General features: G+C 65.9%; 28 protein-coding genes. 10 read left to right on the top strand and 18 right to left on the bottom strand.

Annotation, left to right across the window (positions count from 1 at the left end):
- The first annotated feature begins 133 nt into the window (after positions 1–133).
- Together J6525_RS33965 and J6525_RS33960 are read left to right on the top strand one after the other, a co-directional pair.
- Positions 134–451: a Kazal-type serine protease inhibitor family protein gene (locus J6525_RS33965; protein ID WP_225647938.1), complete on the top strand. Its 318-nt coding sequence runs from the start codon at positions 134–136 to the stop codon at positions 449–451.
- Between the two features lie 103 nt (positions 452–554).
- The gene (locus J6525_RS33960) at positions 555–1016 is read left to right on the top strand and encodes a hypothetical protein (protein WP_016844779.1); all 462 of its coding nucleotides are present in this window, start codon (positions 555–557) and stop codon (positions 1014–1016) included.
- On the opposite strand, the gene J6525_RS33955 is transcribed toward J6525_RS33960, so the two are convergent.
- Both J6525_RS33955 and J6525_RS33950 read right to left on the bottom strand, forming a co-directional pair.
- On the bottom strand, positions 1017–1457 hold the full coding sequence (locus J6525_RS33955; RefSeq protein WP_225647937.1) for an SRPBCC family protein: 441 nt from the start codon (positions 1455–1457) through the stop codon (positions 1017–1019).
- Entirely contained in the window at positions 1457–1783 is a 327-nt protein-coding gene (locus J6525_RS33950) for an ArsR/SmtB family transcription factor (RefSeq protein ID WP_225647936.1), read from the bottom strand. The genes J6525_RS33955 and J6525_RS33950 overlap by 1 nt, the downstream gene beginning before the upstream one ends.
- 146 nt (positions 1784–1929) lie before the next feature.
- On the opposite strand from J6525_RS33950, the gene J6525_RS33945 reads away from it, so the two are divergent.
- Entirely contained in the window at positions 1930–2604 is a 675-nt protein-coding gene (locus J6525_RS33945; protein ID WP_225647935.1) for a methyltransferase family protein, read from the top strand.
- A gap of 9 nt (positions 2605–2613) precedes the next feature.
- Positions 2614–2973: a GFA family protein gene (locus tag J6525_RS33940; protein WP_016844775.1), complete on the top strand. Its 360-nt coding sequence runs from the start codon at positions 2614–2616 to the stop codon at positions 2971–2973.
- Between the two features lie 101 nt (positions 2974–3074).
- Here J6525_RS33940 and J6525_RS33935 read toward each other — a convergent pair whose 3' ends face one another.
- Positions 3075–3782, bottom strand: a complete 708-nt coding sequence (locus J6525_RS33935) for a glutathione S-transferase (RefSeq protein ID WP_225647934.1) — start codon at positions 3780–3782, stop codon at positions 3075–3077.
- Positions 3783–3934: 152 nt separating this feature from the next.
- Between J6525_RS33935 and J6525_RS33930 the strand changes: the two genes are divergently transcribed.
- A complete protein-coding gene (locus J6525_RS33930) occupies positions 3935–4342 on the top strand; it encodes a DUF3606 domain-containing protein (protein WP_225647933.1) in 408 nt (135 codons plus the stop codon).
- 119 nt (positions 4343–4461) lie between these two features.
- On the opposite strand, the gene J6525_RS33925 is transcribed toward J6525_RS33930, so the two are convergent.
- From J6525_RS33925 to flgB, 9 genes are all read right to left on the bottom strand, one after another.
- Positions 4462–5139 carry a hypothetical protein gene (locus tag J6525_RS33925; protein WP_018272461.1) on the bottom strand — a complete coding sequence of 226 codons (678 nt, stop codon included), beginning with the start codon at positions 5137–5139 and terminating at the stop codon, positions 4462–4464.
- 150 nt (positions 5140–5289) lie between these two features.
- Positions 5290–6252: a Tim44 domain-containing protein gene (locus tag J6525_RS33920; RefSeq protein WP_028337150.1), complete on the bottom strand. Its 963-nt coding sequence runs from the start codon at positions 6250–6252 to the stop codon at positions 5290–5292.
- 242 nt (positions 6253–6494) lie between these two features.
- A complete protein-coding gene (cckA, locus tag J6525_RS33915; RefSeq protein WP_225647954.1) occupies positions 6495–9065 on the bottom strand; it encodes a cell cycle histidine kinase CckA in 2571 nt (856 codons plus the stop codon).
- A 142-nt stretch (positions 9066–9207) separates the two neighbouring features.
- Complete coding sequence (flhB, locus tag J6525_RS33910) at positions 9208–10281, bottom strand: flagellar biosynthesis protein FlhB (protein ID WP_225647932.1); 1074 nt, start codon at positions 10279–10281, stop codon at positions 9208–9210.
- Between the two features lie 11 nt (positions 10282–10292).
- The gene (gene fliR, locus J6525_RS33905) at positions 10293–11063 is read right to left on the bottom strand and encodes a flagellar biosynthetic protein FliR (protein WP_016844767.1); all 771 of its coding nucleotides are present in this window, start codon (positions 11061–11063) and stop codon (positions 10293–10295) included.
- Between the two features lie 18 nt (positions 11064–11081).
- Positions 11082–11345 (bottom strand): flagellar biosynthesis protein FliQ, encoded by a 264-nt coding sequence (gene fliQ / locus J6525_RS33900; RefSeq protein WP_016844766.1) that lies wholly within the window; start codon positions 11343–11345, stop codon positions 11082–11084.
- Positions 11346–11491: 146 nt separating this feature from the next.
- Positions 11492–11803 carry a flagellar hook-basal body complex protein FliE gene (gene fliE, locus J6525_RS33895; RefSeq protein WP_225647931.1) on the bottom strand — a complete coding sequence of 104 codons (312 nt, stop codon included), beginning with the start codon at positions 11801–11803 and terminating at the stop codon, positions 11492–11494.
- Positions 11804–11829: 26 nt separating this feature from the next.
- A complete protein-coding gene (gene flgC / locus J6525_RS33890; protein ID WP_018272466.1) occupies positions 11830–12255 on the bottom strand; it encodes a flagellar basal body rod protein FlgC in 426 nt (141 codons plus the stop codon).
- 39 nt (positions 12256–12294) lie between these two features.
- Positions 12295–12705, bottom strand: a complete 411-nt coding sequence (flgB, locus tag J6525_RS33885) for a flagellar basal body rod protein FlgB (protein WP_028337153.1) — start codon at positions 12703–12705, stop codon at positions 12295–12297.
- A 359-nt stretch (positions 12706–13064) separates the two neighbouring features.
- Here flgB and J6525_RS33880 point away from each other — a divergent pair, with 359 nt between their 5' ends.
- From J6525_RS33880 to J6525_RS33865, 4 genes are all read left to right on the top strand, one after another.
- The gene (locus tag J6525_RS33880) at positions 13065–14006 is read left to right on the top strand and encodes a flagellar biosynthetic protein FliO (RefSeq protein WP_225647930.1); all 942 of its coding nucleotides are present in this window, start codon (positions 13065–13067) and stop codon (positions 14004–14006) included.
- Positions 14003–14755 (top strand): flagellar type III secretion system pore protein FliP, encoded by a 753-nt coding sequence (fliP, locus tag J6525_RS33875; protein ID WP_063709685.1) that lies wholly within the window; start codon positions 14003–14005, stop codon positions 14753–14755. The genes J6525_RS33880 and fliP overlap by 4 nt, the downstream gene beginning before the upstream one ends.
- A gap of 87 nt (positions 14756–14842) precedes the next feature.
- Positions 14843–15730 carry a hypothetical protein gene (locus tag J6525_RS33870; RefSeq protein ID WP_225647929.1) on the top strand — a complete coding sequence of 296 codons (888 nt, stop codon included), beginning with the start codon at positions 14843–14845 and terminating at the stop codon, positions 15728–15730.
- Between the two features lie 54 nt (positions 15731–15784).
- Positions 15785–16936 (top strand): aminotransferase class V-fold PLP-dependent enzyme, encoded by a 1152-nt coding sequence (locus J6525_RS33865; RefSeq protein WP_225647928.1) that lies wholly within the window; start codon positions 15785–15787, stop codon positions 16934–16936.
- Here the strand turns inward: J6525_RS33865 and J6525_RS33860 are convergent.
- From J6525_RS33860 to J6525_RS33840, 5 genes are all read right to left on the bottom strand, one after another.
- Positions 16933–18174 carry a YbfB/YjiJ family MFS transporter gene (locus J6525_RS33860; RefSeq protein WP_225647927.1) on the bottom strand — a complete coding sequence of 414 codons (1242 nt, stop codon included), beginning with the start codon at positions 18172–18174 and terminating at the stop codon, positions 16933–16935. The two genes, J6525_RS33865 and J6525_RS33860, sit on opposite strands and share 4 nt — an antisense overlap.
- A 121-nt stretch (positions 18175–18295) precedes the next feature.
- Positions 18296–18547, bottom strand: coding sequence for a tautomerase family protein (locus tag J6525_RS33855; RefSeq protein WP_225647926.1), 252 nt, complete (start codon positions 18545–18547; stop codon positions 18296–18298).
- Positions 18548–18569: 22 nt separating this feature from the next.
- Positions 18570–19280: an SDR family NAD(P)-dependent oxidoreductase gene (locus tag J6525_RS33850; protein ID WP_225647925.1), complete on the bottom strand. Its 711-nt coding sequence runs from the start codon at positions 19278–19280 to the stop codon at positions 18570–18572.
- Between the two features lie 87 nt (positions 19281–19367).
- Complete coding sequence (locus J6525_RS33845; RefSeq protein ID WP_225647924.1) at positions 19368–20333, bottom strand: LysR family transcriptional regulator; 966 nt, start codon at positions 20331–20333, stop codon at positions 19368–19370.
- Between the two features lie 25 nt (positions 20334–20358).
- Positions 20359–20595 (bottom strand): hypothetical protein, encoded by a 237-nt coding sequence (locus J6525_RS33840; protein WP_057018325.1) that lies wholly within the window; start codon positions 20593–20595, stop codon positions 20359–20361.
- Positions 20596–20895: 300 nt separating this feature from the next.
- Here J6525_RS33840 and J6525_RS33835 point away from each other — a divergent pair, with 300 nt between their 5' ends.
- Complete coding sequence (locus tag J6525_RS33835; protein ID WP_376708590.1) at positions 20896–21705, top strand: glyoxalase superfamily protein; 810 nt, start codon at positions 20896–20898, stop codon at positions 21703–21705.
- A 6-nt stretch (positions 21706–21711) separates the two neighbouring features.
- On the opposite strand, the gene J6525_RS33830 is transcribed toward J6525_RS33835, so the two are convergent.
- Positions 21712–25584, bottom strand: a complete 3873-nt coding sequence (locus tag J6525_RS33830) for a tetratricopeptide repeat protein (protein ID WP_225647922.1) — start codon at positions 25582–25584, stop codon at positions 21712–21714.
- Positions 25585–25863: the final 279 nt, after the last annotated feature.

Raw genomic sequence — 25863 nt, 5'->3', positions numbered from 1 at the left:
AAGGGAAGCCGGCCGCCTTCCAGCCATGCGCGGGACCGGCAATCCACGTGCTATGTTTCATGCCATCGTAATCCCAGGTTGCCACAACGCCGGCAAGCCGCGAAACGGCCAAGGAAACCATCAGGAGACCTTCATGAAGACAGCGCTTTTCGTCTGGTTCGCGGCGCTGGCCATGTTGATCGCGATCCCGACCGGCGCCGATGCCGCCCGCCTCGGCAAGCCGTGCGGCGGCCTTGCCGGACTGCAATGCGGCAGTCGCGGCCAGTTCTGCCAGTTCAGGCCCGGGACCTGCGGCCGCTTCGACCAGACCGGCACCTGCGCGTTCCGCCCGACGATCTGCAACAAGATCTTCAAGCCCGTATGCGGCTGCGACGGCAAGAGCTATGGCAATGATTGCGAGCGCCGGGCCGCCGGGGCTTCCAAGGCGCAGGACGGCAGGTGCGCGTCCTGACGTCGCCATATTGACGCGCTCCGCGGGAGCCTGCATGTAGCTTCGCGTACTTTCATACCGCGGGGGGTATTTCGTGACAGCATCGTTGCGCCGACGCTTGCCTTTGAGCATCCGCTCCACTCTGCCGGCCGCGCTGATTGCGCTGGCGACGGTTTTCGTCGCAGCGCCTGCGCATGCCGATCCCTGCGTGGACATCGCCAAGCAGCTCGCCGGCCAGATCGACGGGCTGAAGGTCAATTTCAGCGCCGCCAACATCACCTACCTCACGCACCCGGCGGCGAAGGAATTGTCGCTCGGCTGCCGCGGCAAGGATTATTCGATCGAGCTCTACGCCAAGACCGATCGCAAGATGAAGCCGGAGTTCTTCAACCTGGTCGGCTCCGCCACCGCGCTGATCTTCACCGTGCCGAAGGACGACGCCGTCACCGGCACCTCGCGCTGCCTGAAGCGCATGGGCATCTTGCGCGGCAACACCATCACGATGCGCTATCGCCGCCTCAACCTCGAATGCACCCGCAACAAGACCGACGCCTCGATCACGGTCCGGCGCGGCAACAACGAGTGATCAGCCTTCGCTGGTGATGCGCGCGATGGCGTCGAGCACCCGGCCCCATCCCGGGCTCATCATGTCGAAGGCGAAGCGGTTGCCCGGCAGCACGAAGCCGTCATGCACCATCCGTAGATGGGTGCCGCCTTCGACCGGTGTCAGCGTCCAGGTGACGATCGTGTCGAGCTTCGAGCCGTATTCCGGATTGGTATCAGCGCCGCCCTTCCAGGAGTAGCGCAACAGGCGCGGCGGATCGCAATCCAGCACCTCACAATGCACGACACCGTCCCAGTCGCCCATCGGCTTGGTGTGGAAATTGAAGCGATGGCCAACGGCCGGCACGAAATCGTTCGGCATCAGCCATTTCGTGATCCGATCGCTCGTCGTCAGCGTCCGCCAGATCTTCTCGGCCGCGTAGGGCAGCACCTTCTCGACCGTGATCGCGTGCGTCTCACCCATCACTCACTCTCCTTCAACAGCCGTTCCAGATTTGCGAAGCGCTCGGCCCAGAACGTCTCGTAGTGGCCGAGCCAGTCGATCAGCGGACCGAGCCCCTTCGGCGCGATGCGATAATGGATATGCCGGCCCTCGCGCCGCTCGGCGACCAGCCCGGCATCGCGCAGCGCGCGCAGATGTTGCGACACCGCCGGCTGCGACACCTTTGAACCCTGCACCAGGCCGGTCGCGGCGATCTCGCCTTCCCGCGCAATCCGCTCGAACACCGCCCGCCGCGTCGGGTCCGCGAGGGTCTTCAACACATCGGTCAGCTGCGTGGGGGGGGGCATGAAAATATATAAGCAGTTGCTTATATGAGTGTCAATACAGTCGCGACGCTGGAACGTCTCGCCTGCTCCGAAAGTTGATCGCTGCGGTCGCATGTTTGCCGGGAAAAGGGTGCGATAATATCGACTGGAATCGCGCGGAGCCGCTTATGATCGCAAAGCTCCTTCTGCAGAATACCTTCTTCGTCATCGCCATGGCCGTGCTGCTGTTTGCCTTCGCAGGTACGCTGCACTGGCCCGGCGCATGGGCCTATCTGATCGCCTCGGCCGTGATCGGCCCGGCCTGCGGGCTGTGGCTCGCCAAGGTCGATCCCGGACTGCTGGCCGAGCGCATGCGCCTCACCGCGCGTGAAGGCCAGCCCACCGAGGACAAGCGGTTCATGCTGGTGTTCCTGGTCGTTGCCGTGCTGTGGTTCGTCGCGATGGGGCTCGACCGGCGCTTTGGCGGCGTCAATGACGGCGTGCCGCTGATCGTGCTCGGCCTTGTGCTGTATCTGGTCTCGACCGTGGCGATCCTGTGGGTGTTCCGCACCAACTCGTTCGCCGCGCCAGTCGTGAAGGTACAGACCGAGCGCGACCATCACGTCATCTCGACCGGTCCCTACGCGCTGGTCCGCCATCCGATGTATACGAGTGTGATGCTGTTCTTCATCGGCGTGCCGCTGACGCTCGGCTCCTGGTGGGGCCTCGCCTTCGTGCCGGTGTTCTTCGTGATGTTTGCGATCCGCACCCGGATTGAGGAGCGCACGCTGGTGACGGGATTGTCAGGCTACGCCGATTATGCGGCACGGGTGCGCTACCGCCTCGTGCCCGGGCTGTGGTGAGGGATCATCATGGCAGAGAGCAAGACCTATACCGGCGGTTGCCATTGCGGACAGGTCCGCTTCGAATGCACCACCGATATGGCCATGGTGACGGCCTGCAACTGCTCGATCTGCACCAAGAAGGGCCTCCACTTCGTGTTCATGCCGCCGTCGAGCTTCCAGCTTCGCGCCGGCGCCGAGAACCTCAAGGAATATCTCTTCAACCGCCATGCGATCCGCCATCAACTCTGCGTCGATTGCGGCGTCGACGTGTTCGCGCGCGGCAAGAAGCCCGACGGCACCGACATCGTGGCGCTGAATGTCAGCTGCATCGATGGCATCGATCTGTCGAAGATCGCGATGACGCCGGTGGATGGGCGGAGCCGGTAGCCTTCCACGCCGTCATTCCGGAGCACGCGGAGCGTAAACCGGGAATCCAGAGACTCTGGCGCGAGATTCCGGGTTCGCTTCGCGCCCCGGAATGACGGCGATCACAAATCCAGCACCTTGTAGCGCCGGAAAATGCCCTCTTCGTTGAAAGGAATCCGCCGCTCGCTGGCCAGATACGCCTTGACGTTCGGCCGCTCGGCGACGCGATCGCGCAGCGCGATCAGGCGCGGGATATTCTTCTCGAACGCCGCCATCCGCTTCGGAAACGCGTAGCGCAGGCCGTCCGCGATCTGGAACAGCGACAGGTCGGCGTAAGTCAGCCGGCGGCCGGTGACGAACGCACCGCGGTTGGCCTGCACGAGGTCCTCGAAATAGCCGAGATATTTCGGCACCCGCGAATCCCAGAACTCCTCAGTGCGCTTCTTCGCCGGAGCCTTCTGGTCCTCGTAATACAGCGACGGCCCGAGCGGATGATGGGTGTCGTGGATCTCCAGCACGAAGTCCGCGATCGTCAGCTGCAGCTGGTGCACCCAGAGCTTTCCGCCCTCCGCCTTCGGTGCCAGGCCGTGGCGCGCGCCGAGATAGAGCAGGATGTTGGCGGTCTGCCCGATCACGAGACTGCCGGCCTTGAGGAACGGCGGCGCGAAGGGCGGCGTGCCCTTGTGTGCTTCCATCATCTTCGTCATGGCACCCATGCCGCCCTTGGCGCGCGCGACATCGGTGTAGCCGGCGCCCGCATCCTCGAGCGCGAGGCGGACATACTCGCCGCGGCCCTGGATCATCGGCCAGTAGTAAAGCTGATAGTGCATGCACTTACCTCCGAAAACTTCGCCGCATCGGTTCGCTTCACCTCGATCGTAGCCACGCCGCGGTCAGATCGTCCATCGCGCACCGCTGCCTGTGCGAACCGCACAGAGGCTGCTAAGGTTCCAACGTCGAATCTTCGATGAGGGATCATCTTATGGCGGACAGCAAGAAGAAGCGGGGCGCGGCAGATCGCGCTCTGATCGCGTTGAGCGAGTCCTACGAAGTTGCGTACTGGTCCAAGAAGTTCAAGGTCACGCCGGCGAAGCTGAAAGCCGCGGTCAAGAAGGTCGGGCATTCCGCCAAGAAGGTGGAAGCCCATTTCAAGGAGCAGCGCCACAAGGCCGCCGACCGCGCGCGGATCGCGATCAGCGAGCCCTACGAGGTCCGCTACTGGTCGAAGAAGTTCAAGGTGACCCCTGCCCGGCTCGAGACCGCGGTCGCAGCCGTCGGACATTCCTCGAAGAAGGTCGAAGCCTATTTCGCGGCGAAGAAAAAAACCGCGAAGAAAAAGAAGGCTGCGAAGAAGACCGCAAAGAAGACCGTCAAGCGCAGGAAGAGCTGAGCGCGATCGCACTATCCCGTCATTGCGAGGAGCGAGGCGACGAAGCAGTCCATCGCTTCGCGCCTACGGCAGGATGGATCGCTTCGCTGCGCTCGCAATGACGAAGCAGATGCGCTCCCTCAGTTCGCCGCGAAGCAGTACAGCAGGCCGTCGCCGCCGGTGCTCTTCAGGTCAGCCTGCGAGCAGCCGCCGTCGGGACCGCGCGAGGGATGCGACGTGTTCCAGGATTTTGACGGCTCGTCGTCGCGCAGGCCCTTGCGGTCGAAATGCCCGAGCATGGCGGCGCCTTGTGTGCTGCTTGTCCAGTTCTTGCAGGTGCGGTCCTCGCCGGCCGCAAATGCCGTACCGTCTGCTTGCGACCCCGTCAGCACGTCGTGGCGGTTCGGCGTGTCGCCGGCACCGTTGACGACCTCGCCCTTCTCGGACAGGGCGGTCTGCTTGGTGAGATTGTTGCCGGCGCTGTGCAGGTCGGCGACGTCCTTGGCGACCACGACGCCCTTTACATTCTTCCACGGTCCCTTGCCGATACGATCGCGCGCATTCTCCGCTGCCTTGCCGTCGGCCGCCTGGGTCGAGAGATAGGCGCGCCAGGTCTTCGGCGCACCGAAGCCGGCGGCCTGCGCCAACGTCTGGCAATGATTGTCAGCGCCGGCGAGCCCGCCGAGATTGCCGCCGTTGCCGATGCCGTTGCTGGTCAGGAAGAAGCTGGTGTCGGCGGTCTGCGCCGCCGCCGGCGGCGCGGCCACGACGACGAACGCAAGACAGGCCGGAACCGCGATCTGCGCAACGATCTTCATCTCAATCCTCCCGATGGTTGTTATGGTCCGCTGAGATCAACCCGCAGGCCCTCCGGATATTCCGGCGCCGCGACAGGTGAATGAAGGCACAAAACAAAGGCGCCGCGGACCAGGCCGCGGCGCCTTGTATCTGTCATCTCCGGCAACCGATCAGTTGGTCTGCTGGATCGCCGAAAGTTCCCAATTGCCGCCGCGCTGGCGCACGAAGGTCCAGACCTCAGTGACCTCCTCCGGCTGCGTGCCGCCGCCGACCTGACGGCCGGTGCCGCGCTCGAGCACGGTGTCGACCAGCGAGTAGCGCATCGCGACCGTCGCATACTCGCTGTCGCCTTCGCGCCAGGCTTCCGCCAGATCGCCCTGCAGCAGCTTCACATTGGTCACCTTGTTGGTGACGTTGCGCGCCTTGTTCTCCTCGAGATCCTTCGAGAAGTACGACACCATCTCCGGCGTCGCGAGCGTGTGCAGCTTCGCGATGTCCTCGTTCGACCACGCGGTCTGGATGTCGCCGAGCAGCCGTTCGAACGTCTCATAGTCGCCAGGCGCGATCTCGACCGGCGCATTCGATCCGCCGCCGAGCCCGAAGCCGAAGCCCGAGCGGGCATTCGCCTGCGGACCGGGGCCGACGTCGGGGCCACCAGCATAGGCGGCCGCCGGCGTGTTGCGGCGCTGCCACCACGACATCGCAAGGCGAACCACGAGCACGATCAGACCGATCTGCAGCAAGAGGCCGAGCATCGACGACAGGCCGCCGAGACCCGAAAACAGCCCGCCGCCGAACAGCATGCCGAACAGGCCGGCGCCAAGGAAGCCCGCAGCGAGGCCGCCGAGCAGGCCGCGGCCCATTCCGCCGCGACCGAACAGGCCGCCGGAATTCGCCGCCGCCGGCGAGCCCATGTTCGGGCTACCAGGCTGGCTGAAGGTGCGGTTCATCGGCGCAACCGAGCCCGGCGCCGTGTTGGTCGAGGGCGGCGCGGAGAATGTCCGCGAGCCGCGCGAGCCGCCGCCGCCAACGCGGGCGTCGGCCGCCGAAACGGTCATCATCACGGGCAGCGCCAGCGCCATCGCGACGGCGATCGCCCGAACAATTCCACGCGTGCGTTGCGAGAAATTCATGTTGGTTTCCTCAAAGGATTCCCCGGCATGGGGAAACGCCCCTAAGATGGGCAGGGCCGGTTAAAAGTGAAGCGGGAAACGGGAACCGCGGCTGCGGCCCTCGGTCGCGGAGATGTGACACTATGGTCCTTGTGGATGCGACGGCGCGTCCTACCGCGGGATGAGGCCCGGTTTCAACCGCAGTTACCGCGGAATTTCACCTCGCACTTGCGAGAAGTAAGGCCGGTTGCCGCGGCAACCGGCTAGTTCGCAGTCATGGTTTCCTTCACCGCGGCGACCAGTTGGGTCAGCGTGAAGGGCTTCGGCAGAAACGCGAACTGCTGGTTCTCCGGCAGACTCTTCTCGAATGCGTCCTCGGCATAGCCTGAGACGAAGATGATCTTCAGCTCCGCGTTGCGGCTGCGCATTTCCTTCAGCAGCGTCGGGCCGTCCATCTCCGGCATCACGACGTCGGAGACGACGAGATCGACGGCGCCGTTCTTCTCCTCGAACGCCTCCAGCGCCTCGACGCCGTTCGCCGCCTCGATCACGCTGTAGCCGCGCGAACGCAGGCCGCGCGCATTGAGCGAGCGCAGACCGTCCTCGTCCTCGACCAGCAGGATGGTGCCCTGCCCGGTCAGATCCGGCTTCGGCTTGGCGGCTTCGGTGGCGGCGGCGGTTTCCGTGGCCGCACCGTTGCCGGCCTGGGCCTCCGGTGCGACCTCCTGCTGCTGGCGATGCCGCGGCAGATAGATCCGGAACGTGGTGCCGCCGCCCGGCACGGAATCGACATAGACGAAGCCGCCGGTCTGCTTGACGATGCCGTAGACCGTGGACAGGCCGAGGCCGGTTCCCTTGCCGACTTCCTTGGTCGAGAAGAACGGCTCGAAGATCTTGTCGATGATCTCGGCCGGAATGCCGGTGCCGGTGTCGGCGATCTCGATCTTCACATAGTCCGCCGCCGGCATGCCCTTGTTGGCGAGCTGGGCGGCCTCCTCGGTCGGCACATTGGCGGTGCGGATGATCAGCTTGCCGCCGTCGGGCATCGCATCGCGCGCGTTGACCGCGAGATTGACCACCACCTGCTCGAACTGCGAGACGTCGACCTTCACCGGCCACAGGTCGCGGCCATGCACGAGGTCGAGCTTGACCTTCTCGCCGATCAGCCGGCGCAGCAGCATGGTGAGGTCGCTCAATGCATCGCCGAGATCGAGCACCTGTGGCCGCAGCGTCTGGCGGCGCGAGAATGCAAGCAGCTGCCGCACCAGCGTCGCGGCGCGGGTGGCGTTCTGCTTGATCTGCATGATGTCCTGGAACGACGGGTCGGTCGGCTTGTGCGCGTTCAGCAGGAAGTCGTTGGCCATCATGATGGCCGACAGCACGTTGTTGAAGTCGTGCGCGATGCCGCCGGCGAGCTGGCCGACCATCTCCATCTTCTGCGACTGGTTGATCTGGTTTTCCAGCGCGCGCCGCTCCGTGGTCTCGAGCATGTAGACGATCGCGGTCTCGGCGTCGCGCTCGTCCTTCTCGACGGTGGTGACGAAGAACTGGGCAAAGCGCTCCTTGGGCCCGTCGAGCATCACCTCGACCGGCGCGATGTCGCCCTGGCCCTCGGCCGCCTGGTTGATCGCGGCGATCAGCAGGCCGCGGTCGCGCGGATTGACGGCGCGGAAGATCGACTTGGCGGCGCCGCCGTCGCCGTTCAGGCCCTGCGCCAGCTTGGCATAGCGCGCATTGGCACCGACCACATTGCCGCCGCGATCGACGGTCGCGATCGCCATCGGCGTATGGTCGAAGAAGCGCATGAAGCGCACCTCGGCGGCGCGCTCCGGATCGGAATGCTCGTCGCGGGCGCGGCTGATCACCAGGGTGCGCGAGGCGCCCGCCGCGCCGTCGGCGCCGAAGGCGAGCTTGTGATAGAGCCGCACCGGCACGGTCTTGCCGCCGCGCATCCGCAGGTCGATGTCGAACACCTCGGTCTTGACCTCGCCCGGCACCGCCGCAATCGAGGTCAACAGCGCCGCGCCGTCGCCCGAGACGATGTCGGTCAGTTTCAGGCCCCCCGAGCCGATCTCGGCCAGATCGTAGTCCAGCCAATTGGCCAGCGTGGCGTTGACATAGGCGATCTCGCCGGCCGGATTGACCGAGAAGAAGCCGCATGGCGCGTGATCGAGATATTCGATCGCGTGCCGCAGCTCCTGGAACACGTCTTCCTGGCGCTCGCGGTCGCGGGTGACGTCGGCGATCGACCAAACCGCATATTTCGCATCGCGCTTGCCCTCGCCGAGCGGGCGTACCCGCAGGCGCAGCCAGCGGCCCTGGCCGGCCTCGTGGCCGGCGAGGCGGACCTCCTCCTGCTGCCGCTTGCCCTCGCGGGCGGCCTTCAAGAGGCGGAACACGGCCTCGGAGACGTCGGGGTTACCGATGAAGACCCGCTCGACCGGACGGACGTCCTGCGGCCCGGCCGCGCCGGTCAGCGTGAGATAGGCGGCGTTGGAATAGACCACGTGGCCGCGGGAGTCGGTGACGACGAGCCCTTCCTGGGCCTGGTCGGCGATCCGCGCCATCACCGGATCATCGGTGGCGCGGTCGGAGAAGCGGATGATGCCGGCGGCAAGGGCGAACAGGTTGAACAGCCCGACGGTGGCGAGCAGCGCCAGCACGCCGAGAATATAGGGCTGCGCCTCGGTGCGGCCGATGGTCATCAGCCAGACCGCCACCGCGACGATGCCGGCGGCGATCAGGACCACCAGCAGGATGCTGCCGTTCCGCCGCGCTGGCCCGTGGGCCACGAAAGGCTCGGTCACGGAAGGATCGTTGCTATCGGCGGTCATCTGGAGAGACATGGCTCGTCTGCATCACGAAGGCGACCGGCCGGCCACCTCGCCCCTGAGTGCCTGAATCGGACCCGAAAACGCAAGTCCAACAGGCGGCAATTTCGCAAGTTACGCGCATTTCAAGCGGGTTTTCCGCCCCTTACTGCCGCAGGCCGGACAGGCCGCGCCTCAGCCGCATCACGTAGCCGATGATTTCGGCAACCGCGTGATAGTGCTCGACCGGGATCTCCCGGTCGAGCTCGACCGTCGCATAGAGCGCCCGAGCCAGCGGCACGTTCTCCACGATCGGAATGTCGTGCTCCTTGGCGATCTCCCGGATCTTGAAGGCAAGATTGTCGACGCCCTTGGCGACGCAGATCGGCGCCGACATGCTGCGGTCGTAAGCCAGCGCCACCGAATAGTGGGTCGGGTTGGTGATGATCACAGAGGCCTTCGGAACCTGGGCCATCATGCGCTTCTTGGCGCGCTGGACCCGCAATTGCTTGATCCGGCCCTTGACGTGCGGGTCGCCTTCCGACTGCTTGAACTCCTCCTTCATCTCCTGCAGCGACATCTTGTGACGCTCGTACCAGGTCCGGTACTGGAAGAAGTAGTCGGCGATCGCAACCGCAGCGAGGATGGCCACCACCGCCGCCAACAGGTGCACCGTCATGCCGGTAATGGCGGGCAGCAGCTCGGCCGGATCGACCCGCAGGAAGGATTCCATCCGCATCCGGTCGGGCCACAGCACCGCGACCATCACGGCGCCGAGCGCGATCAGCTTGAACAGGCCCTTCAGGAAATTCGCCACCGCCTGCTTGCCGAACAGCCGCTTGAAGCCGGCAGCCGGCGAGATCTTGGAGAATTTCGGCTTCAGCTGCTCGCCCGACCACACCAGCTGATGCTGCACCATGTTGCCCGCGATCGCGGCCAGCGCCAGCAACAGGAACGGCACGCCGATCGCGGCGACCACCGCGTAGCCGAGCGACTGTGTCAGCGCCAGCAGGCCGGCGCCGTCGGTGCGGATCATCCATGAATTGGCGATCAGGTTGCGCAGCGGCATCAAGATGCCGCTGCCGATCGAGCCCGAGAAGGTCGACAGCACCAAGGTGCCGCCGGCGATCACGAACCAGGTATTGACCTCCTGGCTCTTGGCAACGTCACCTTTCTCGAGGGCTTCATCGAGACGTTTTTGCGTAGGGTCTTCTGTTTTGTCTTCGGTATCGTCCGCCACTGCTTCTCCCCCTAATTCATCGGAGCGAGCTGGCGCATGACGCCGAGGAAATAGTCGAGATAGGTGTTCATCATCGCGGCGAGCACGACGCCGAAGATCAGGAACCCGACCATGATCGAGAGCGGCACGCCGACGAAATAGACCTGCATCTGCGGCATCAGCCGCGCCAGCACGCCAAGCCCGATGTTGAAGACCAGGCCAAACACCAGGAACGGCGCGGACAGCTGCAGGCCGATCTTGAAGGCGGCGGAGAAGGCTGAGGTCGCAAGCGCGGCGACATCGCCGGTCGGCATGATCTCGCCCGGCGAGAAGATGCGGTAGCTCTCGCTCAGCGCCGCAATGACGAGATAGTGGCTGTCGGTCGCAAACAGCAGCGTGAGGCCGAGGATAGTGAGGAAGTTGCCGATGATCTGGCCCTGCTGCCCCTGGGTCGGATCGACCGCGGTGACGAAACCGAGGCCGAGCTGCTGCGCTATCACGGAGCCCGCGACGTTGAGCGCCGACAGCGTCACCCGCGCAGTCGCGCCGAGCACGATGCCGATGATGAGCTCATGCACCATCAGGACGCCGAGCGAGGAGATCGACGTCAGGTCGACATGATAGGCGTTGCGATGCAGGGGAAGGATGATCAGCGTCAGCAACAGCGCGATCGACAGTTTGACCCGCGCCGGGATGTTGCTCTCGCCGAAACCGGGCAGCAGCATCACCATCGCGCCCACGCGCGCGAAGACCAGCACGAAGATCGCGGCCAGCGCCGGCAGCAGGGAGACATCGATGCGCATGACCGCGGCATTAGTGCATCAACCGCCGATGATTCGCGACGAAATCCGCATCATGTGGCTGGAGAGCGAGTCCGCCATGAACGGCAGCGCCAGCAGCAATGTGACGAAGATCGCGAGGATCTTCGGCACAAAAATCAGGGTCTGTTCCTGGATCTGCGTCAGCGCCTGGAACAGCGACACCACGACGCCGACCACGAGGCCGACCACCATAAGGGGCGACGACACCACCACGATGGTCCAGATCGCATCGCGCGCCACGTCGAGGGTTTCGGGGCCGGTCATTGTTGAGTTCTCGCTCTTAGTTGTTTGCACGGTCGTTCCGGGGGCGATGCAAAGCATCGAACCCGGAACCTCGAGATCTTTGATGTGCAATTGCACATCTGAGGCTCGATGCTGCGCATCGCCCCGGGATGACGTCGCAAGCGACGTCAGATCGGCATCTTCATGATGTCTTCATAGGCCTGGATCACGCGGTCGCGCACCGAGACCAGCGTCGACACCGCAACGTCGGTGTCGGCGACCGCCGTCACCACATCCATCACGTTCGCCTTGCCCGAGGTCATCGCCATGGTCTGCGCGTCGGACTTCTTGCCCGCCTCCAGGACGCTGCCGACGGAGTCCCTCAGCAGCGCGCTGAAGGATGGGCCGGCGACGGCCTGCCCGGCCTTCTCGGCGCCGCCGCGCTCCATCATCTTGGCGAGATTGGCGTAGGCGTTGGCGGCGACTGTCGGTGAAGCCATGATTTACGTTCCCTGTTCTTGTTGCGTCAGGACTTGAGGATGTCGAGCGTGCGCTGGATCATCCGCCGCGTCGCGCTGATGATGTTGAGGTTGGCCTCGTAGGAGCGCTGGGCGTCGCGCATGTCGGTCATTTCGACCATCGCATTGACGTTCGGATATTTGACGTTGCCCGAGGCGTCCGCCGCCGGATTGCCCGGCTCGTGCTTGACCCGGAACGAAGACTGGTCGGGGCGGATCCGGCCCAGCGCCACGACCTGGGCGTCGAGCGTGCGATCGAGCGTGGAGGAGAAGGTCGGCACCTTGCGGCGGTAGGGATCGCCGCCCGCGGTCTGCGCCGTCGAATCGGCATTGGCGATATTTTCCGAGATCACCCGCATGCGCCCCGCCTGCGCCCGCAGGCCTGAGGTCGCGATGCTCATCGAGCGGGCGAAATCGCTTGTTCCATCTGCCATGGGATCCTCCTGCCGCCGTCAGGCGGGCAAACCCTTGCTCTAGCCCTTGCCGATCGCAGTCTTCAGCAGATGCAGGCTGCGGCTGTAGAGCGAGGTGACGGCCGCATAGTCCATCTGATTGGCCGACACTTTCAGCATCTGCTCCTCGAGATTGACCGCGTTGCCGGCCGGACGGGTCTGGAACCCGCTCTTGCCGCGATCGTTGTCGAAGCTGTCGGGCGCGCCGGACGCCGCCATGTGGGTAGCGCTGGTCTGCATCATCGGCAGCGTCCCCACGCCGCCGCCAACCGTGGCGCCGGCCCGGTCGAACTTCGGCTCGACCAGGTCCCGCGGCCGGAAGTTCGGCGTGTCGGAATTGGAAATGTTCTCGGCGAGCACCCGCTGGCGCTCCTGGTGCCACTGCATCTTGGTGCGCAACGCCGACAGGATCGGGAGATCGTTCATGGCCATCGCCGCGGCTCCGTTAACCTCAGGGCTCTTCCGAGGTAGGCAGAATTTGCCCGGTGTATGGTTAACGGTTGGTTAAAATGCCGGACGGATCCGTGGAGAACGCCGCAACTGCGGCCTGCGAGCGCATTTTCGCCACGAATGCTGCGTTAACCAGCACAAACCAAGACAGTGTGGGGCACTGAGAAGTCGTTTTGGGACAAGCGATTCTTGGTTTATTAATAGAACAGTGGGCTGCAAGCCGCTGGGAATTAAGAAATAAGGCGAATCTCGGGCGCGATTCGCTGCGCAAACCGCACCTATCAATCCGCGCCCGTTGATGGCGAAAGCTGAGGAAGGCCAAGATGGCCGGGGACTCCAATATGCAGGTCATTACATTCGTCTTGGCATTCGTTGTCGTGCTGGCGCTGATCGGCGTGACCGCATGGCTCGTCCGCCGCTTCGCCGGAAACCGCCTCGGGGCCAACGCCAACCGCGGACGCATGCCGCGCCTGGCGGTGATCGACGCTGCCGCCGTTGACGGGCGGCGCCGCCTGGTGCTGGTCCGCCGCGACAATATCGAGCATCTCCTGATGATCGGCGGCCCCACCGATATCGTCGTCGAGCCGAATATCGTCCGCGCGATGCCCGCGCGCGATCAAATGTCGACCCGCCCCGCAGTCGCAGCCGATGCCGCGCCGCCGCGCGTGGCGCCGCTTCCGGATGCAGCCTGGAACGAGAGCGAAGCCGCCCGCTCCGACAATTTCGACCTTCCCGAGCCGGAGCTGCCGCCGCGTCAGACGCGGCCCTCCTTCGCCGACGAGCTGCGCCGGCCCCCGCCGCCGATCGCCGAGCGTCGCAGCGATCCGCTCGCGGGCTTCACGCCCGAACGCGGCGAACCGCGGCCCGATCCGATGCCGCCACGCCTGCCGCCGCGCTCCGAGCCGGTCGTCCCGCGTCCGCCGCGCGCCGCCGAGCCGCCGAAGGCGCCGCCACCGCTGCGCACAACCGAGCGCGCCGTGACGCCGCCGCCACCGCCTCCCCAGGGACCGCCGCCGGCTGCAACGCAGACGCCTCCGGCTCCGCCGCCTCCATCGAACGCCGACGCCAATCTCGCCGAGATGGCGCAACGGCTCGAAGCGGCGCTGCGCCGCCCGACCGGCGCCGGCGAGACCGTCGCGCCGCCGGTTGCGCCCGAGGCGCCGCCGGCGCGCCCGCAGCGCAGCGAGCCGCCTGCCCCGCCCGCCAACGGACAGAAGAGCGGGTTCGAAAATCTCGAGGACGAGATGGCCTCGCTGCTCGGCCGACCGAAGAATCCTTCGTGAGGCCAGGGGCAGTCCCGCGTAGAGTTTTTTTCATCGCTGTCCTGATCGCCGCCGGATCCCTCGCTGATCCGGCGATGGCGCAGGATATCAGCATCAATCTCGGCGGCGGCAATGGCGGCGTGACCGAGCGCGCGATCCAGCTGATTGCGCTGCTCACGGTGCTGTCGATCGCGCCGTCGATCCTGATCATGATGACGTCGTTCACGCGCATCGTGGTCGTGCTCTCGCTGCTGCGCACCGCGCTCGGCACCGCCACCGCGCCGCCGAACTCGGTGATGATCGCGCTTGCGATGTTCCTCACCGCCTTCGTGATGGGCCCGGTGCTGCAGAAATCCTATGACGACGGCATCAAGCCGCTGGTCGCCAACCAGATCGGCGTTGAGGACGCGTTGCAGCGCGCCTCGGTCCCCTTGCGCGGCTTCATGCAGAAGAACGTCCGCGAGAAGGATTTGAAGCTGTTCATGGACCTCTCGGGCGAGCCGCCGCCGGCGACGCCGGAGGAGATGTCGCTGCGCATCCTGGTGCCGGCCTTCATGATCTCCGAGCTGAAACGCGCCTTCGAGATCGGCTTCCTGCTGTTCCTGCCGTTTTTGATCATCGACCTCGTGGTCGCCTCGGTTCTGATGTCGATGGGCATGATGATGCTGCCGCCGGTGGTGGTCTCGCTGCCGTTCAAGCTGATCTTCTTCGTGCTGGTCGACGGCTGGGCCCTGGTCGCCGGCAGCCTGGTGCAGAGTTACGGGGGGTAGCGCCCTGCGAAACATTCATGGCCCGTCAGCTGGATCGGCCACACCGTTGCACTATCATGCGCGGCACCGCATCCAGGGAGCCGCGCCGTGCAGCAGCCATTCGACCGCGCCGCAGAAGATCTCGGCAACGCCATCCATCTCGAACATGTCAACGTGCAGGTGCCGGACCACCGCCTCGCCACGCTGTTCTACGTCGCCGGCATCGGGCTGACCCGCGATCCCTATCTGATGGTCTCCGACAGCAACATGTGGGTGAATGTCGGCCGCAGCCAGTTTCACCTGCCGAGCGGCCGCCAGCAGGTGCTGCGCGGCCACACCGGCATCGTGATCGCCGGGCGGCAGGCCCTGCTGCAGCGGCTCGCCGCGGTCGCGCCCAAGCTCGAGGGCACCGCGTTCAGCTATCGCGAGCGCAATGATCACGTCGAGGCCATCTGCCCCTGGGGCAACCGCCTGCGCTGCTTCGAACCGGACGCCGGCCGGTTCGGGCGCATCGCGCTTGGCATACCCTATGTCGAGTTCGAGGTGCCGCGCGGCACGGCTGAGGCGATCTGCAGGTTCTATCCTGAGATCATGGGCATCCCCGCCAGCGTCGTGAACGGCGACGGCGTCGTCGCGCGCGCAAAGGTCGGCAAGGATCAGTATCTGCAATTCCGCGAGAGCGCCGCGGCGCAGGGCGAATTCGACGGCCATCACATCCAGATCTACATCACGGACTTTTCGGGCCCCTACCAGCGACTGCGCGAACGCAATCTGGTCTCCCGCGAAGACAATCAATACCAGTACCGCTTCTGCGATATCGTCGATCCGGCCGACGGCCGACATCTGTTCACCGTCGAGCACGAGGTGCGCAGCGCCACGCATCCGATGTTTCTGCGGCCGCTGGTCAATCGCAATCCGGCGCAGACGAACCGCACCTTCGCCAACGGCCATGACCAGGCGCCTTGGGCGATGGGGCCGGACCAGTATGACGGCTGAGCGCGCGCTCTTCCGCGTCACGTCATGATCCGCAAATTCCAGCCACGAGACGACATGCTTCCCTCCCAGCGCCATCTGTTCGAGATTCCACACGAGGTCTGCTACCTGAATTCGGCGTCCTACAGCCCGCTGCCGCTGAAGACGCTCGACGCCGGCCGCGCGGCGGTCGGACGCAAGGGCCAGCCCTGGACCATCGATCCCGGCTTCGCCGGCCTCCAGCATGAGCGCGCCCGTAGCGCGGCGGCCCGCCTGATCAAGGCCGCGCCCGACGATGTCGCGCTGATCCCCGCGATCAGCTACGGCGTCGCGACGCTGGCAAAGGCGCTGAGCATTCCGCGCGGCTCACGCGTCATCGTGCTGGAGAATGACCATTCCTCGCCGGTCCTCGAATGGCACGCCCGCGCCGAGGCGCAGGGCTTCGTCGTCGACACCGTACGCCAGCCCGCCGACGGCGACTGGACATCGGCAGTGCTTGCAACGATCGAGCGGCCAGGCGCGCAGCCGGTCGGCCTCGCCTCGATCTCCTCGGTGCACTGGTCGGACGGCGGCATGATCGACGTCGACAAGGTGCAGGCCGCGCTGCGGCGGCACGGCGCGATGTTCGTCATCGACACCACGCAGAGCGCGGGTGTCGTGGCGATGGACGTGACGAGGCTCGACCCCGACGCCGTGATGTTTCCGACCTACAAATGGCTGATCGGCCCCTACGGCCGTGCCTTCCTCTACATTGCAAAACGCCACCAGAACGGCGTGCCGCTGGAGCAGACCTCCAGCGGCCGCCGCAACGTCAACTCCGAGAACCCGGTCTATTTCAGCGATCTCGGCTATGTCGACAACGCCACGCGTTACGACATGGGCGAGCGCGATCATTTCATCACGCTGGAGATGGCCTCGATCGGCATGGAGATGATGGCGGAATGGGGCGCCGCTGCCGTCAGCGCGCGGCTCGCGATGCTCAACGAGCGGATTGCCGACGGCGTGCGTGATCTCAAGCTCGATCTGCTGGCGCGCGACCTACGTGCGCCGCACATCCTGAGCCTCGGCATGGCCAGCGGCATCCCGAAGGAGCTGATCGCGCGGCTCGCCGCAGAGAACATCCATGTCGCGCTGCGGCTCGGCCGGATGCGGATCTCGCCGCACGTTTTCAACGACGAGGCCGATGTCGATCGCCTCGTCGCGGTCTTGACCAAAGCGCTACGCGGTTAGCTGGACTTGTGCCGCAGTCCGACGACGCCGAACAGTTCGATCGCCAACGCGACGGCCACTCCGGCCGCGCCGATCACGAACAGCAGCGCATAGTCGCCGCCGCTGCGCGCGAACAGCCAGGACAGGCCGTAGGCGGCCGCCGCCTGGAACAGCGCGAAGGTCGTAGTGGCCTGCGCCCAGGCTGAACGCTGGCTCGCCGCGGAATGCGGGATCAGCTCGTGGATGCGGCCGATCACCAGCGGGACGATGCCGGGCGTGAAGCCGCCGACAATCAGGCTCGACACGATCAGCGCGGCAGGCGATGTCGTCACGGCGGGCAGCGCAACCGCAACGGCCTCGATCAGGAACGCCGCGCGCAGCGCCGCGGCGAAGCCGGCGCGATCGGCGAGGTGTCCCGTGAGCAACGGTCCGACCACGGCGCCAATGCCGTACAGCACCCAGTAATGCGATCCCGCCGCGATCCCCTGCCCAAGCCCGCGGGCGACGAAATCGACCAGGAACACCATGTGCGGCACCAGCGCCAGCGCGTTGAGGCCGTATTCCAGGCAGAGCGCGATCACCAGCGGCGAGCGCAGGCCATGCGACGCGACGGGCTGCTCGACCACGCCACGTGCGGCAGGAGTTTCGGCGGGCCACGCCCTCCAGCTGATCAGTGTCAGCACCGCCGACAACACGCCAAGACCGTACCAGGCCTGCTTGACGCCCTGTTGCAGCAACAGCGGCACCAGTGTTCCGGATGCGGCGACGCCGAGGCCAACACCGGCGAAGATCACGCCGCCGATCAGGCCGCGCTTGCTCGGCGCGGTATGCGGCAGGATTGCCGTTGCCGCCAGCACCATGATCACGCCGCCGCTGACGCCTGCGAGAAAGCGGAAGCCGAAGAACCACACGAAGGAGATCGGCACCGCGCAGGCAAAGCAGGTGATGGCGGCCAGCACCATCATGCCGCGCAGCGCCCATACCAAGCCGATCCGCGCGCCGAGATCGCGGGCGAGCAGCGCGCCGGCGAGATAGCCGGCAAGGTTGGCGGCACCGAGATAGACCGCTTCCGCCGGCGTGAACCACTTTGCCGCGATCAAAGCCGGGATCAGCGGCGTGTAGGCGAAGCGCGCCAGTCCGAGCCCGACCAGCGAGGCGCAGAGCCCCGCGGCCGCGGACAGCCACAGCGGCTCGCCGGCATCGCGGCGCGGCTCGGCGTGATGGCGCCGGTGGTGATCGACATTGGCTGACATGGACATCGCAGTAGGCCCTCCGGCCGTTCATGAAAAATGATTAGTTGCGATCGCAGCAATCGCTCACAGCGATCACGGCGCACCTCTCCCGATCGGGAGAGATGCACATTCGGTTTGGGGAAAGCCTTCAGCGGGAAGATTTGGACGCCGCAGGTGCAGCGAGCTTCTTGCGATAGTCCAGCGCGGGCAGTCCGCCCCAGCCCCAATTATCGGTATCGACTTCTTCGATGATGACGAAGGTCGACTCCATCGGCTTGCCAAGCACGTCGCGCAGCAGCTCGCTGGCGCCCTTGATCAATGCAGCCTTCTGCTCCGGCGTGGTGGACGACGCCCCCGGCGCCGTCCCCTCACGCGTGACCTGGATGGTGACGATAGGCATGGCACTCTCCGGATCGTGCTCGTTAATGACCGGCGCTCTGGCCGCCGTCGACATGCAGGATCTCGCCGGTGACGAAGCCCGCGCCTTCCAGGAACAGCACGGCGTCGACGATATCCTTGGCTTCACCCATGCGTCCTACCGGATGCTGCTTGGCGAGGAAGTCGTGCGTCGCCGGCGCGTGCATCGGTGTCCTGATCACACCGGGAGAGACCGCGTTCACGCGGATGCCCTTGGCGGCATATTCGATGGCGAGCGACTTGGTCGCGGCGTTCAGGCCGCCCTTGGTCAGCGAGGCCAGCACCGAGGGCACGTTGCTATTGGCGTGATCGACGAGGCTGGTCGTGATCTGCACGATATGTCCGGAGCCCTGCTTCTCCATCTCCCTGGCGGCGCGCCGGGTGATGTAGAAGAAGCCGTTGAGATTGGTCGCGAGCACCTGCGCGTAGTCCTGGTCGGTGTAGTCGGTGAACGGCTTGGCAAGGAAGATGCCGGCATTGTTGACCAGCGTGTCGATGCGGCCGAAGCGCCCGAGCGCCTGCTTGACGATGCGGTCGGCAACTTCGGGATCGCCGATGTCGCCTGTGACGGTCAGAACGTCGCTGTCGGTCGACGGCTTGATGCTGCGGGAATTGGCGACGACGCGCCAGTTGCGGTCGCGATAGCCCTTGACGATGGCCTCGCCGAGGCCCTGCGACGCACCGGTGATGATGGCAACCTTCTGCTCTGTACCCATGATCTCTCTCCATCTGTTGCTGAAGCGACCCAGCGCCGCTTCGATGGAGAGCAAGCTATTTACATCCGCCTTCCGCGCGAATGCCCGCTATTCGGCAGACACTCTTCCGCGACGCGAACGAATGGCGCCAGCCCTGCTGGCCTCGCGCGACAGCCGCTCGAAATAGCCTTTCAGCCGCGGCGTCGCGAAATCGACGAAGGCGCGCACCTTGGGCACGTCGAAGCGACCCTGCGGCGCCAAAAGATGCACCGGCAGCGGCGGATGCTCGTCGCCGGCGAGCAGGATCTGCAACCGCCCGTCACGGATTTCCTCGGCGATGTGATACGAGAACAGCCGGGTGATGCCGTGTCCTTCGCTGGCGGAGGCCACCGCCGCGCGCGCGGTGTTGACGACCAGCCGCGGCGTGAACTGGACCGCGCGCGCGATCTTCGACTTCGCGGCCGGCGGGAAGCTCCAGGAGTCGAGCCCGAAATGCGTCATGGCGATGATCTGGTGCTTCGCCAGATCAGCCGGCTCGGTGATCAGCGGATGCTGCGCGAGATATCCGGGCGATGCTGCGACCACGCGGCGCACCTCGCCGAGCTTGATCGCGATGAAACTGGAATCGGCGAGATGGGCGATACGCAGCGCGACGTCGATCCCCTCGTCGATCAGATTGACGGTGCGATCGAGCATCACGAGCCGCACCAACACCGCCGGATAGTCCGTCATGAAGGCATCGAGCACCGGCCGCAGCAAATCCTCGCCGACCACGACGGGCGCGGTGACGGTCAGCGTGCCGCGCGGCACCGACCGCTCGCCGCCCGCCGAGATATCGGCCTCCTCGAGCTCGGTCAGAATGCGCCGGCACGCCGCCGCATAGCGCTGGCCGGCGTCGCTCAGCTTCAGCGAGCGTGTCGTGCGATGTAGCAGCTCGGCTCCGACATGATGCTCAAGGAAAGCGATCGCCCGGCTGACCGCCGCCGGCGATCGCCGCAGTTTCCGCCCGGCACCGGCGAGGCTGCCCTCGTCGACCGCCGCAACGAAGACTTTCATTGCGTCGATGCGGTCCATCGATCCCCCCGCTTCGCGGTCGCCGTTACTCCTTCACGTCATACTGCTTGCTGAGATGGTCGCCGATCTGCACCAGCATCGCGACGCATTCGGGATAGCCGGGCCTCGCCACCGTGGCGTCATCGGCGCTGGCGCGAAACTCCCAGCTGTCGCCGTCGCGCAGCACGGAGATGTCGATGCCGTCGGGGCAGTCGGCATGGGCCTTCAGCTCTGCCCGCGCCATCGCGATCAGTTCGGCTTCGGTCTTGATCGGCTTGCTCATGTAACGACGTCCTCCCGGCGCTGTGCAACGGACGCCATGGTTGCCGATTTGACGGCAGGATGTCGAGAGCACGCGTGCGATCACAACCAGTTGCAATTGACAAAATGCTCGTCCCCGGCGAACATTTGGCAGGGTCGATACCACCCGCCGCTTGCACCCCACCCGGGGACGGTGAAGGTATCAAGCCATGTTTCAGGCTTCCTTTGCCCGCACGAACGGGTCAGCAACGCAAGCCCCTGACGCTCTCCGTTCGTCGATGCAAAGGTTGATCCCATGCGCGACTTTCGTGATGCCAAGGCCATGGCGCAGACGCTGCGCGAAGCGCTCGGCGCCAAATCGATCCCCCTCACCCACAGCGACAGCCTGGAGCTGATCGCCAAACTGTTCGGCCAGTGCGACTGGAACACGCTGGCGGCACGGATACAGGCCGCCGGCGGATCCGCCGATGTGCCGGCTTCCGCTCCGCGATCGCCGCCGGACGTCGTGCGGCAAGAGATCGCAGTCGCTGCCGCGGTGCTCGACCGCTATGCCGGCTTCTACCAGCTCAGCGAGCAAGCCGTCCTCAGTGTGATGCGCGAGGATCACCACTTGGCTGTACAGCTCACCGGGCAGCGTGCCGTACCGTTCTTTGCGGAGAGCCAGACCGGGTTTTTCGCCAGGGAGGTCGACGCGCAGATCAGCTTTGTCATCGCGGCTGACGGTCAGGCGACGTCACTGATCCTGCATCAAAATGGCGACAAGCCGATGCCGCGCATTGACGCTGCAAGCGCGAAACAGATTGCGGATCGCACCGCAGAGCGTGTGAAGAAACAGTCGCCGGCTCCAGGAACCGAGGCCGCGCTCCGCCGCCTGATCGAGGGGGTCGCATCGGGACAGCCCGACTATGCGGACTTGGCCCCCGCGCTCGCCGCGGCGACCCGCGAGCAATTGCCACACCTGCAGCCTTTCCTCGCCAACCTCGGCGCGATCGAATCCACCCGCTTCCTCGGCGTCGGCGCGCAGGGCGAGGATGTCTACAGTGTGCGGCACGCCAACGGCGCCTCGCATTGGCGGATCGCGCTCGACGCCACCGGGATCATTTCGACCGCGTGGGTGTCTGCCGGGCCGTGAGCGCTACTACTGCGCCGCGCTGGCGCGGCGCTCGCCCTTGATGGCCGGCAGCGCGCTCACCGGCGCGACCTTTGGCTTGTCAGTCACCGATCCGGTCGCGAACGGATCGGGCAATGGCGCGCGGGCGGTGGCGTCGGGGAAGCGGGTCTTCATCTCGCGGATGAAGCCGTCGAGCGTGTCGACGCTGGCGGCCATTCGCGCGATCTGTGCGAATTCGGCGCTGGACGTCGCCACCGGCTTGCTGGCCGAGTCGAAGGCGAGCTTGTCGGCATCGCCGGACATCAGCGGCGCGTATTTCTCGCGGAACCGGGACAGCCCGATGGCGTCCTCGGCAAGCGCGTAGCCGACCACGGCGCGGATGATGTCGGCCTTCTCGCCCGGGTTGAGCGGGGTGAAGTCGCGCCAGCGGTCGCCATAATAGAGCTCGATCTGCTCGGACGCCTCGCGCCAGTGCCGCGACGCCCAATAGATGTCGGAACGCAGCCGGATTGCCTCGCGGCCGGTGATGTTCGAGATGATGTCGAGCGCGAGATCGTGCCGGCCGACGTCGCTCTGCGCGCGCGCCTCGAGCAGCAGCCGCTGCTGGCGCAGTTCGCCGGAAAGGTCTGCGATCCGGGTCGAGCGCAGCGCGGCGATGGCGCGGTCGGGCTTGCGGTTCATCAGATAGACCATCGCAAGGCGCGCGGCGACCTGGGCGCGGGCCGCGCCTTCGAGCCGCTTGTCGACCTGGTATTGCAGGAGGTCGGCGGCCTGGTCGAGCAGATCGACACCGACCAGGCGGTCGGCGAGACGGCGGATCATCTCGTCGCCGCGGCGGCCGATCGGCGTCAGTTCGCGATATTCGTAGAAGGTGCCGAGCGCATCGATCGGCGACATCTCGTCGCCCTTGGGGCCGAGGTAGAGCTGCACGAACAAGGCCGAGGCGGCATCCTGCGCCTGGCGCGATTCCGGCGCGTTCGGCTGTAGCCGGGTCGCGGCACGCGTCACCGCGAAGGCGTCGGCATAGCGCGCCGTCTCGGCGTAGATCTTCGACAGCACATACAGCGTCTTCAGCTCGATATTGTCGCCGCGCCACAGCATCGACAGCAGCTCGAGCTCCTTCAGCACATCGTCGCGGCCGATCTCGCCGCGCTTCTGCTTGAGCAGCGTCTCCAGCAACCTGCCTTCGGCGGCAGCCTGGCGATCGGCCGAATTGGCGGCGAAGCGATAGGCGTCGAGCGCATCCTTCTCCTGGCCGAGGGCCTCGGCGAGCCGGCCGCGCAGCACCGCAACCGCGGGCTTCAGCTCCCCGGGAACGCCGACCACGTCGAGATCGCTCTTGCGCCGCGCGGCTCCGGCATAGTCCTTGACCTCGAGCGAGGCCTTCATCGAGTCCATGGTGACGATGCGCTGCAAATCGGGCGGCAGCGTCGCCACCGCGAATTCGGCGTTCTTGAACTTCTCGCGCGCCTCGGCCCATTTGCCCTCGCGGGCGAAGGCGAGCCCCTTCCACAATTGGGAATCGTAACCGTTGCCGATGACGGGATTGGCGAGATCCTTCAGGCCCTGCGCCGGGTGCCCGATCAGGATGCTGGCGACCGCGTGCACCATCACCACCGACGCCGTCTCGCTGCCGCGCTTGCTCTCGGACAGGATCAGATTGGCGACAGCATGGGCTTCCTGGTACATGCCGCGCGCCATGTAGAAGTCGGCGAGATCGAGCCGCGCCTGCGGCAGCTGCTCGGCATTGGCCGACGCCGTCGCCGCAATCAGGCCGTCGAGCTGCTTGAGGAACGTGTCCGACTGGTTCTTGCGCCACTCGTCCGGATCGAACAGCGGCTTCACCGCCGCGGTCGCGCGCTCGGCGGCGACGTCGGCCGATGACAGCGTCAGGCCGCCCGGCCGGCCCAGCATCACCTTGTCGGCGCCGACCTCGGCCTTGACGTCGTCCGCGTTCGGATGAACCACGACGCCGTGGATCGATTCCAGTAGCGAGAGCTCGACGAAATCCTGCCGCTTGATGATGCCGCGGGTCGGCGGCGGCGCGGTCACCACCCAGAGCGTATCGCCGGCGTCGGGATCGACCAGTCTGTGCAGCTGGCCGGGATTGGCGAGCGGTACGCTGACATTGGCGAGCGAGGGCTCCGAGATGTTGCGCACCACGGTGAGCGGCAATGGCGGTTTCTGCACGCGGTCGGCAAAGGTCAGCGTCCAGCTCACGCCGCGCGAGCGGTCGTCGCTTTCGAGCGACGGCATCTGCGGCCGGTTGAGGCGGAAGCGCACCGCCTGGCCCTTCTCCAGCGCGATCCGGCTGACATCTGATATCAGCGAGCCGGCCTTGGCGCGGACCGGATCGACGTCGATTGCCTCAGCCGTGTCGAACACCATCCAAACCGTGTCGGCGCGGCGGAACAGTGCCGCCGGCGTCGCGCCGGGGAATGAGAACGTCACGCGCAAGCCGTCGCTGTCGCGCTGGGCTTCGACCGCAGGTTTGCCTCCGGTACGGGCGTCCGCAGCAGGCGGCGATGGCGCCGCAGCCGCCTCCGGCGCTTCCATCGCCGGCGCGGCGGCGACAGCAGGCACCGGCCGTGGTGCGTCGGTCACGGGCGCCGTGTTCTGTTCCGCCGCAGAGCCGGCACCACCGTCGTGCGGCGGGGTCGGCACAGCAGCGTTCTCGGCGTTGGCCGCAGGTGCCGCCGCGATTTTCGGCAGCTCCGAATCGGACAGTTCCGATCGGGGTTGCTCCGTTTTGACGGGCGCGGCCGCCGGTTGTTCGCTCGTGGCTTGTTCGGGTTTGAGCGGCTCGGCGCGCGGCGGTTCGGACTTGGCAGGTTCCGACTTGGCCGACTCGGACTTGGCCGACTCGGACTTGGCAGACTCGGACTTGGCAGACTCGGACTTCGGCGGTTCGGATTTGGACTGTTCAGGCTTGATCTCGATCTTGGCCTGCTGGGCGATGCTTTCCGACGTCACCGGCGCGATCGCCGCGGCCGCCTTCGGTTTGCCCCGCGTCGGCAACAACGAGCTCAGTGAGGGCTTTGCCGCCTGCTGCTGCTCGTTCTGCTGGAAGGCGACATCGACGATGTAGTTCTTCTCGTCGCGGAACGAATGCACGTCGACATCGCCAATCAGCGACACGTCGACTGCCGAGGTGTCCGTGTCGGCGCGCGCGCTGATCGACGCGACATTCGGTGGGGCAGCGACCTTGGCATCGGCAAGGTCGAAGGTCAGGACCGAATTGAAGGACAGCGTCAACTTCTGCTCGTTCAGCACCGAGGAGACGCTGACCCCGTCGGGCACTTCGAACACGAAGCGGACGAAGGTGGGTTGCACCAGCGCGCGAACCCGCACCGGCGGCTTCTTCCTGGCGGCGTCGGCGGCACGCTGCATCCGCAGCAGGCGCTCGGCGGCGCGGGCGCGCTCGGCAAGCTCGCGGATCACCTCCTGCGGCAGCGACGGCGGCGGGCCGGTCCAGCTGTCGGGCAGGAAGTCGATGAAGATGCGCTCGCCGGCGGTCATGGTGTTGATGCTGACGCGACGCGCCAGCGACAGGCGGATCGCCGAGCCGTCGGGATCGCGGCGTGCGGCGCCGACATAATCGGGCACCGCATCCTGCAGCTTCTCGACGGGGATATCGACCGGTCGCCCGAAGCGGATCACGATGATCGAGCCGGCGGTCGTGACCTCCGACTCGACATCCTCCTTCAACTTCAGCACCAGCCGGGCATAGCCGTTCGCGGCAGAGAATGTCGCCTCACCCGGCACCGGGTCTTCGGCTCGCGCCGCAGTCGGATAGGTAAGGGTTGTAAGCGCAAGGGCGGTGGCAAGCAGGCACAGACGCGCGGTCCGCGCCCAGGCGCGGCCTAGCGACCATGTTCCAGCGGCAGCGGTTCGCGCCATCTCGAAACGTTTTCTCGGGACCCCAGCCATACCAAGCGCGAAGCGCCCTCGCCCACGCCTCCCGATCTTGGATCGGGCGGCGTTAAGGAGCTGTTAACGCAAACCCATCGATCTCACTTGGGGCCACTGTCGTGTGCGCGGGGCATTGTGTGCCCCAGGTTCCGGCTTTGATCGGCGCATCGACAACCGCCTGGATCGGATGAATCTCAAAGAGCCTCCGACGTCCGCTCAACCCCCAAATATCGATAATTAATCCTGTGGGTAAGCCGCCACCGCGGC

Origin of the sequence: Bradyrhizobium australafricanum, assembly GCF_020329495.1 — a bacterium.
Classification (GTDB): domain Bacteria; phylum Pseudomonadota; class Alphaproteobacteria; order Rhizobiales; family Xanthobacteraceae; genus Bradyrhizobium; species Bradyrhizobium australafricanum.
The sequence above is the reverse complement of the archived record's forward strand: the minus strand, read 5'-3'. Positions and strand labels throughout refer to the sequence as shown.

Excerpts from the sequence above, each read along its gene's own strand:
- J6525_RS33965 (WP_225647938.1), top strand. The coding sequence starts at position 134 with ATGAAGACAGCGCTTTTCGTCTGGTTCGCGGCGCTGGCCATGTTGATC.
- J6525_RS33955 (WP_225647937.1), bottom strand. The coding sequence starts at position 1,457 with ATGGGTGAGACGCACGCGATCACGGTCGAGAAGGTGCTGCCCTACGCG.
- J6525_RS33950 (WP_225647936.1), bottom strand. The coding sequence starts at position 1,783 with ATGCCCCCCCCCACGCAGCTGACCGATGTGTTGAAGACCCTCGCGGAC.
- J6525_RS33945 (WP_225647935.1), top strand. The coding sequence starts at position 1,930 with ATGATCGCAAAGCTCCTTCTGCAGAATACCTTCTTCGTCATCGCCATG.
- J6525_RS33940 (WP_016844775.1), top strand. The coding sequence starts at position 2,614 with ATGGCAGAGAGCAAGACCTATACCGGCGGTTGCCATTGCGGACAGGTC.
- J6525_RS33935 (WP_225647934.1), bottom strand. The coding sequence starts at position 3,782 with ATGCACTATCAGCTTTACTACTGGCCGATGATCCAGGGCCGCGGCGAG.
- J6525_RS33930 (WP_225647933.1), top strand. The coding sequence starts at position 3,935 with ATGGCGGACAGCAAGAAGAAGCGGGGCGCGGCAGATCGCGCTCTGATC.
- J6525_RS33925 (WP_018272461.1), bottom strand. The coding sequence starts at position 5,139 with ATGAAGATCGTTGCGCAGATCGCGGTTCCGGCCTGTCTTGCGTTCGTC.
- J6525_RS33920 (WP_028337150.1), bottom strand. The coding sequence starts at position 6,252 with ATGAATTTCTCGCAACGCACGCGTGGAATTGTTCGGGCGATCGCCGTC.
- cckA (WP_225647954.1), bottom strand. The coding sequence starts at position 9,065 with ATGACCGCCGATAGCAACGATCCTTCCGTGACCGAGCCTTTCGTGGCC.
- fliR (WP_016844767.1), bottom strand. The coding sequence starts at position 11,063 with ATGCGCATCGATGTCTCCCTGCTGCCGGCGCTGGCCGCGATCTTCGTG.
- fliQ (WP_016844766.1), bottom strand. The coding sequence starts at position 11,345 with ATGACCGGCCCCGAAACCCTCGACGTGGCGCGCGATGCGATCTGGACC.
- fliE (WP_225647931.1), bottom strand. The coding sequence starts at position 11,803 with ATGGCTTCACCGACAGTCGCCGCCAACGCCTACGCCAATCTCGCCAAG.
- flgC (WP_018272466.1), bottom strand. The coding sequence starts at position 12,255 with ATGGCAGATGGAACAAGCGATTTCGCCCGCTCGATGAGCATCGCGACC.
- flgB (WP_028337153.1), bottom strand. The coding sequence starts at position 12,705 with ATGGCCATGAACGATCTCCCGATCCTGTCGGCGTTGCGCACCAAGATG.
- J6525_RS33880 (WP_225647930.1), top strand. The coding sequence starts at position 13,065 with ATGCAGGTCATTACATTCGTCTTGGCATTCGTTGTCGTGCTGGCGCTG.
- J6525_RS33865 (WP_225647928.1), top strand. The coding sequence starts at position 15,785 with ATGCTTCCCTCCCAGCGCCATCTGTTCGAGATTCCACACGAGGTCTGC.
- J6525_RS33860 (WP_225647927.1), bottom strand. The coding sequence starts at position 18,174 with ATGTCCATGTCAGCCAATGTCGATCACCACCGGCGCCATCACGCCGAG.
- J6525_RS33855 (WP_225647926.1), bottom strand. The coding sequence starts at position 18,547 with ATGCCTATCGTCACCATCCAGGTCACGCGTGAGGGGACGGCGCCGGGG.
- J6525_RS33850 (WP_225647925.1), bottom strand. The coding sequence starts at position 19,280 with ATGGGTACAGAGCAGAAGGTTGCCATCATCACCGGTGCGTCGCAGGGC.
- J6525_RS33845 (WP_225647924.1), bottom strand. The coding sequence starts at position 20,333 with ATGGACCGCATCGACGCAATGAAAGTCTTCGTTGCGGCGGTCGACGAG.
- J6525_RS33840 (WP_057018325.1), bottom strand. The coding sequence starts at position 20,595 with ATGAGCAAGCCGATCAAGACCGAAGCCGAACTGATCGCGATGGCGCGG.
- J6525_RS33835 (WP_376708590.1), top strand. The coding sequence starts at position 20,896 with ATGGCGCAGACGCTGCGCGAAGCGCTCGGCGCCAAATCGATCCCCCTC.
- J6525_RS33830 (WP_225647922.1), bottom strand. The coding sequence starts at position 25,584 with ATGGCGCGAACCGCTGCCGCTGGAACATGGTCGCTAGGCCGCGCCTGG.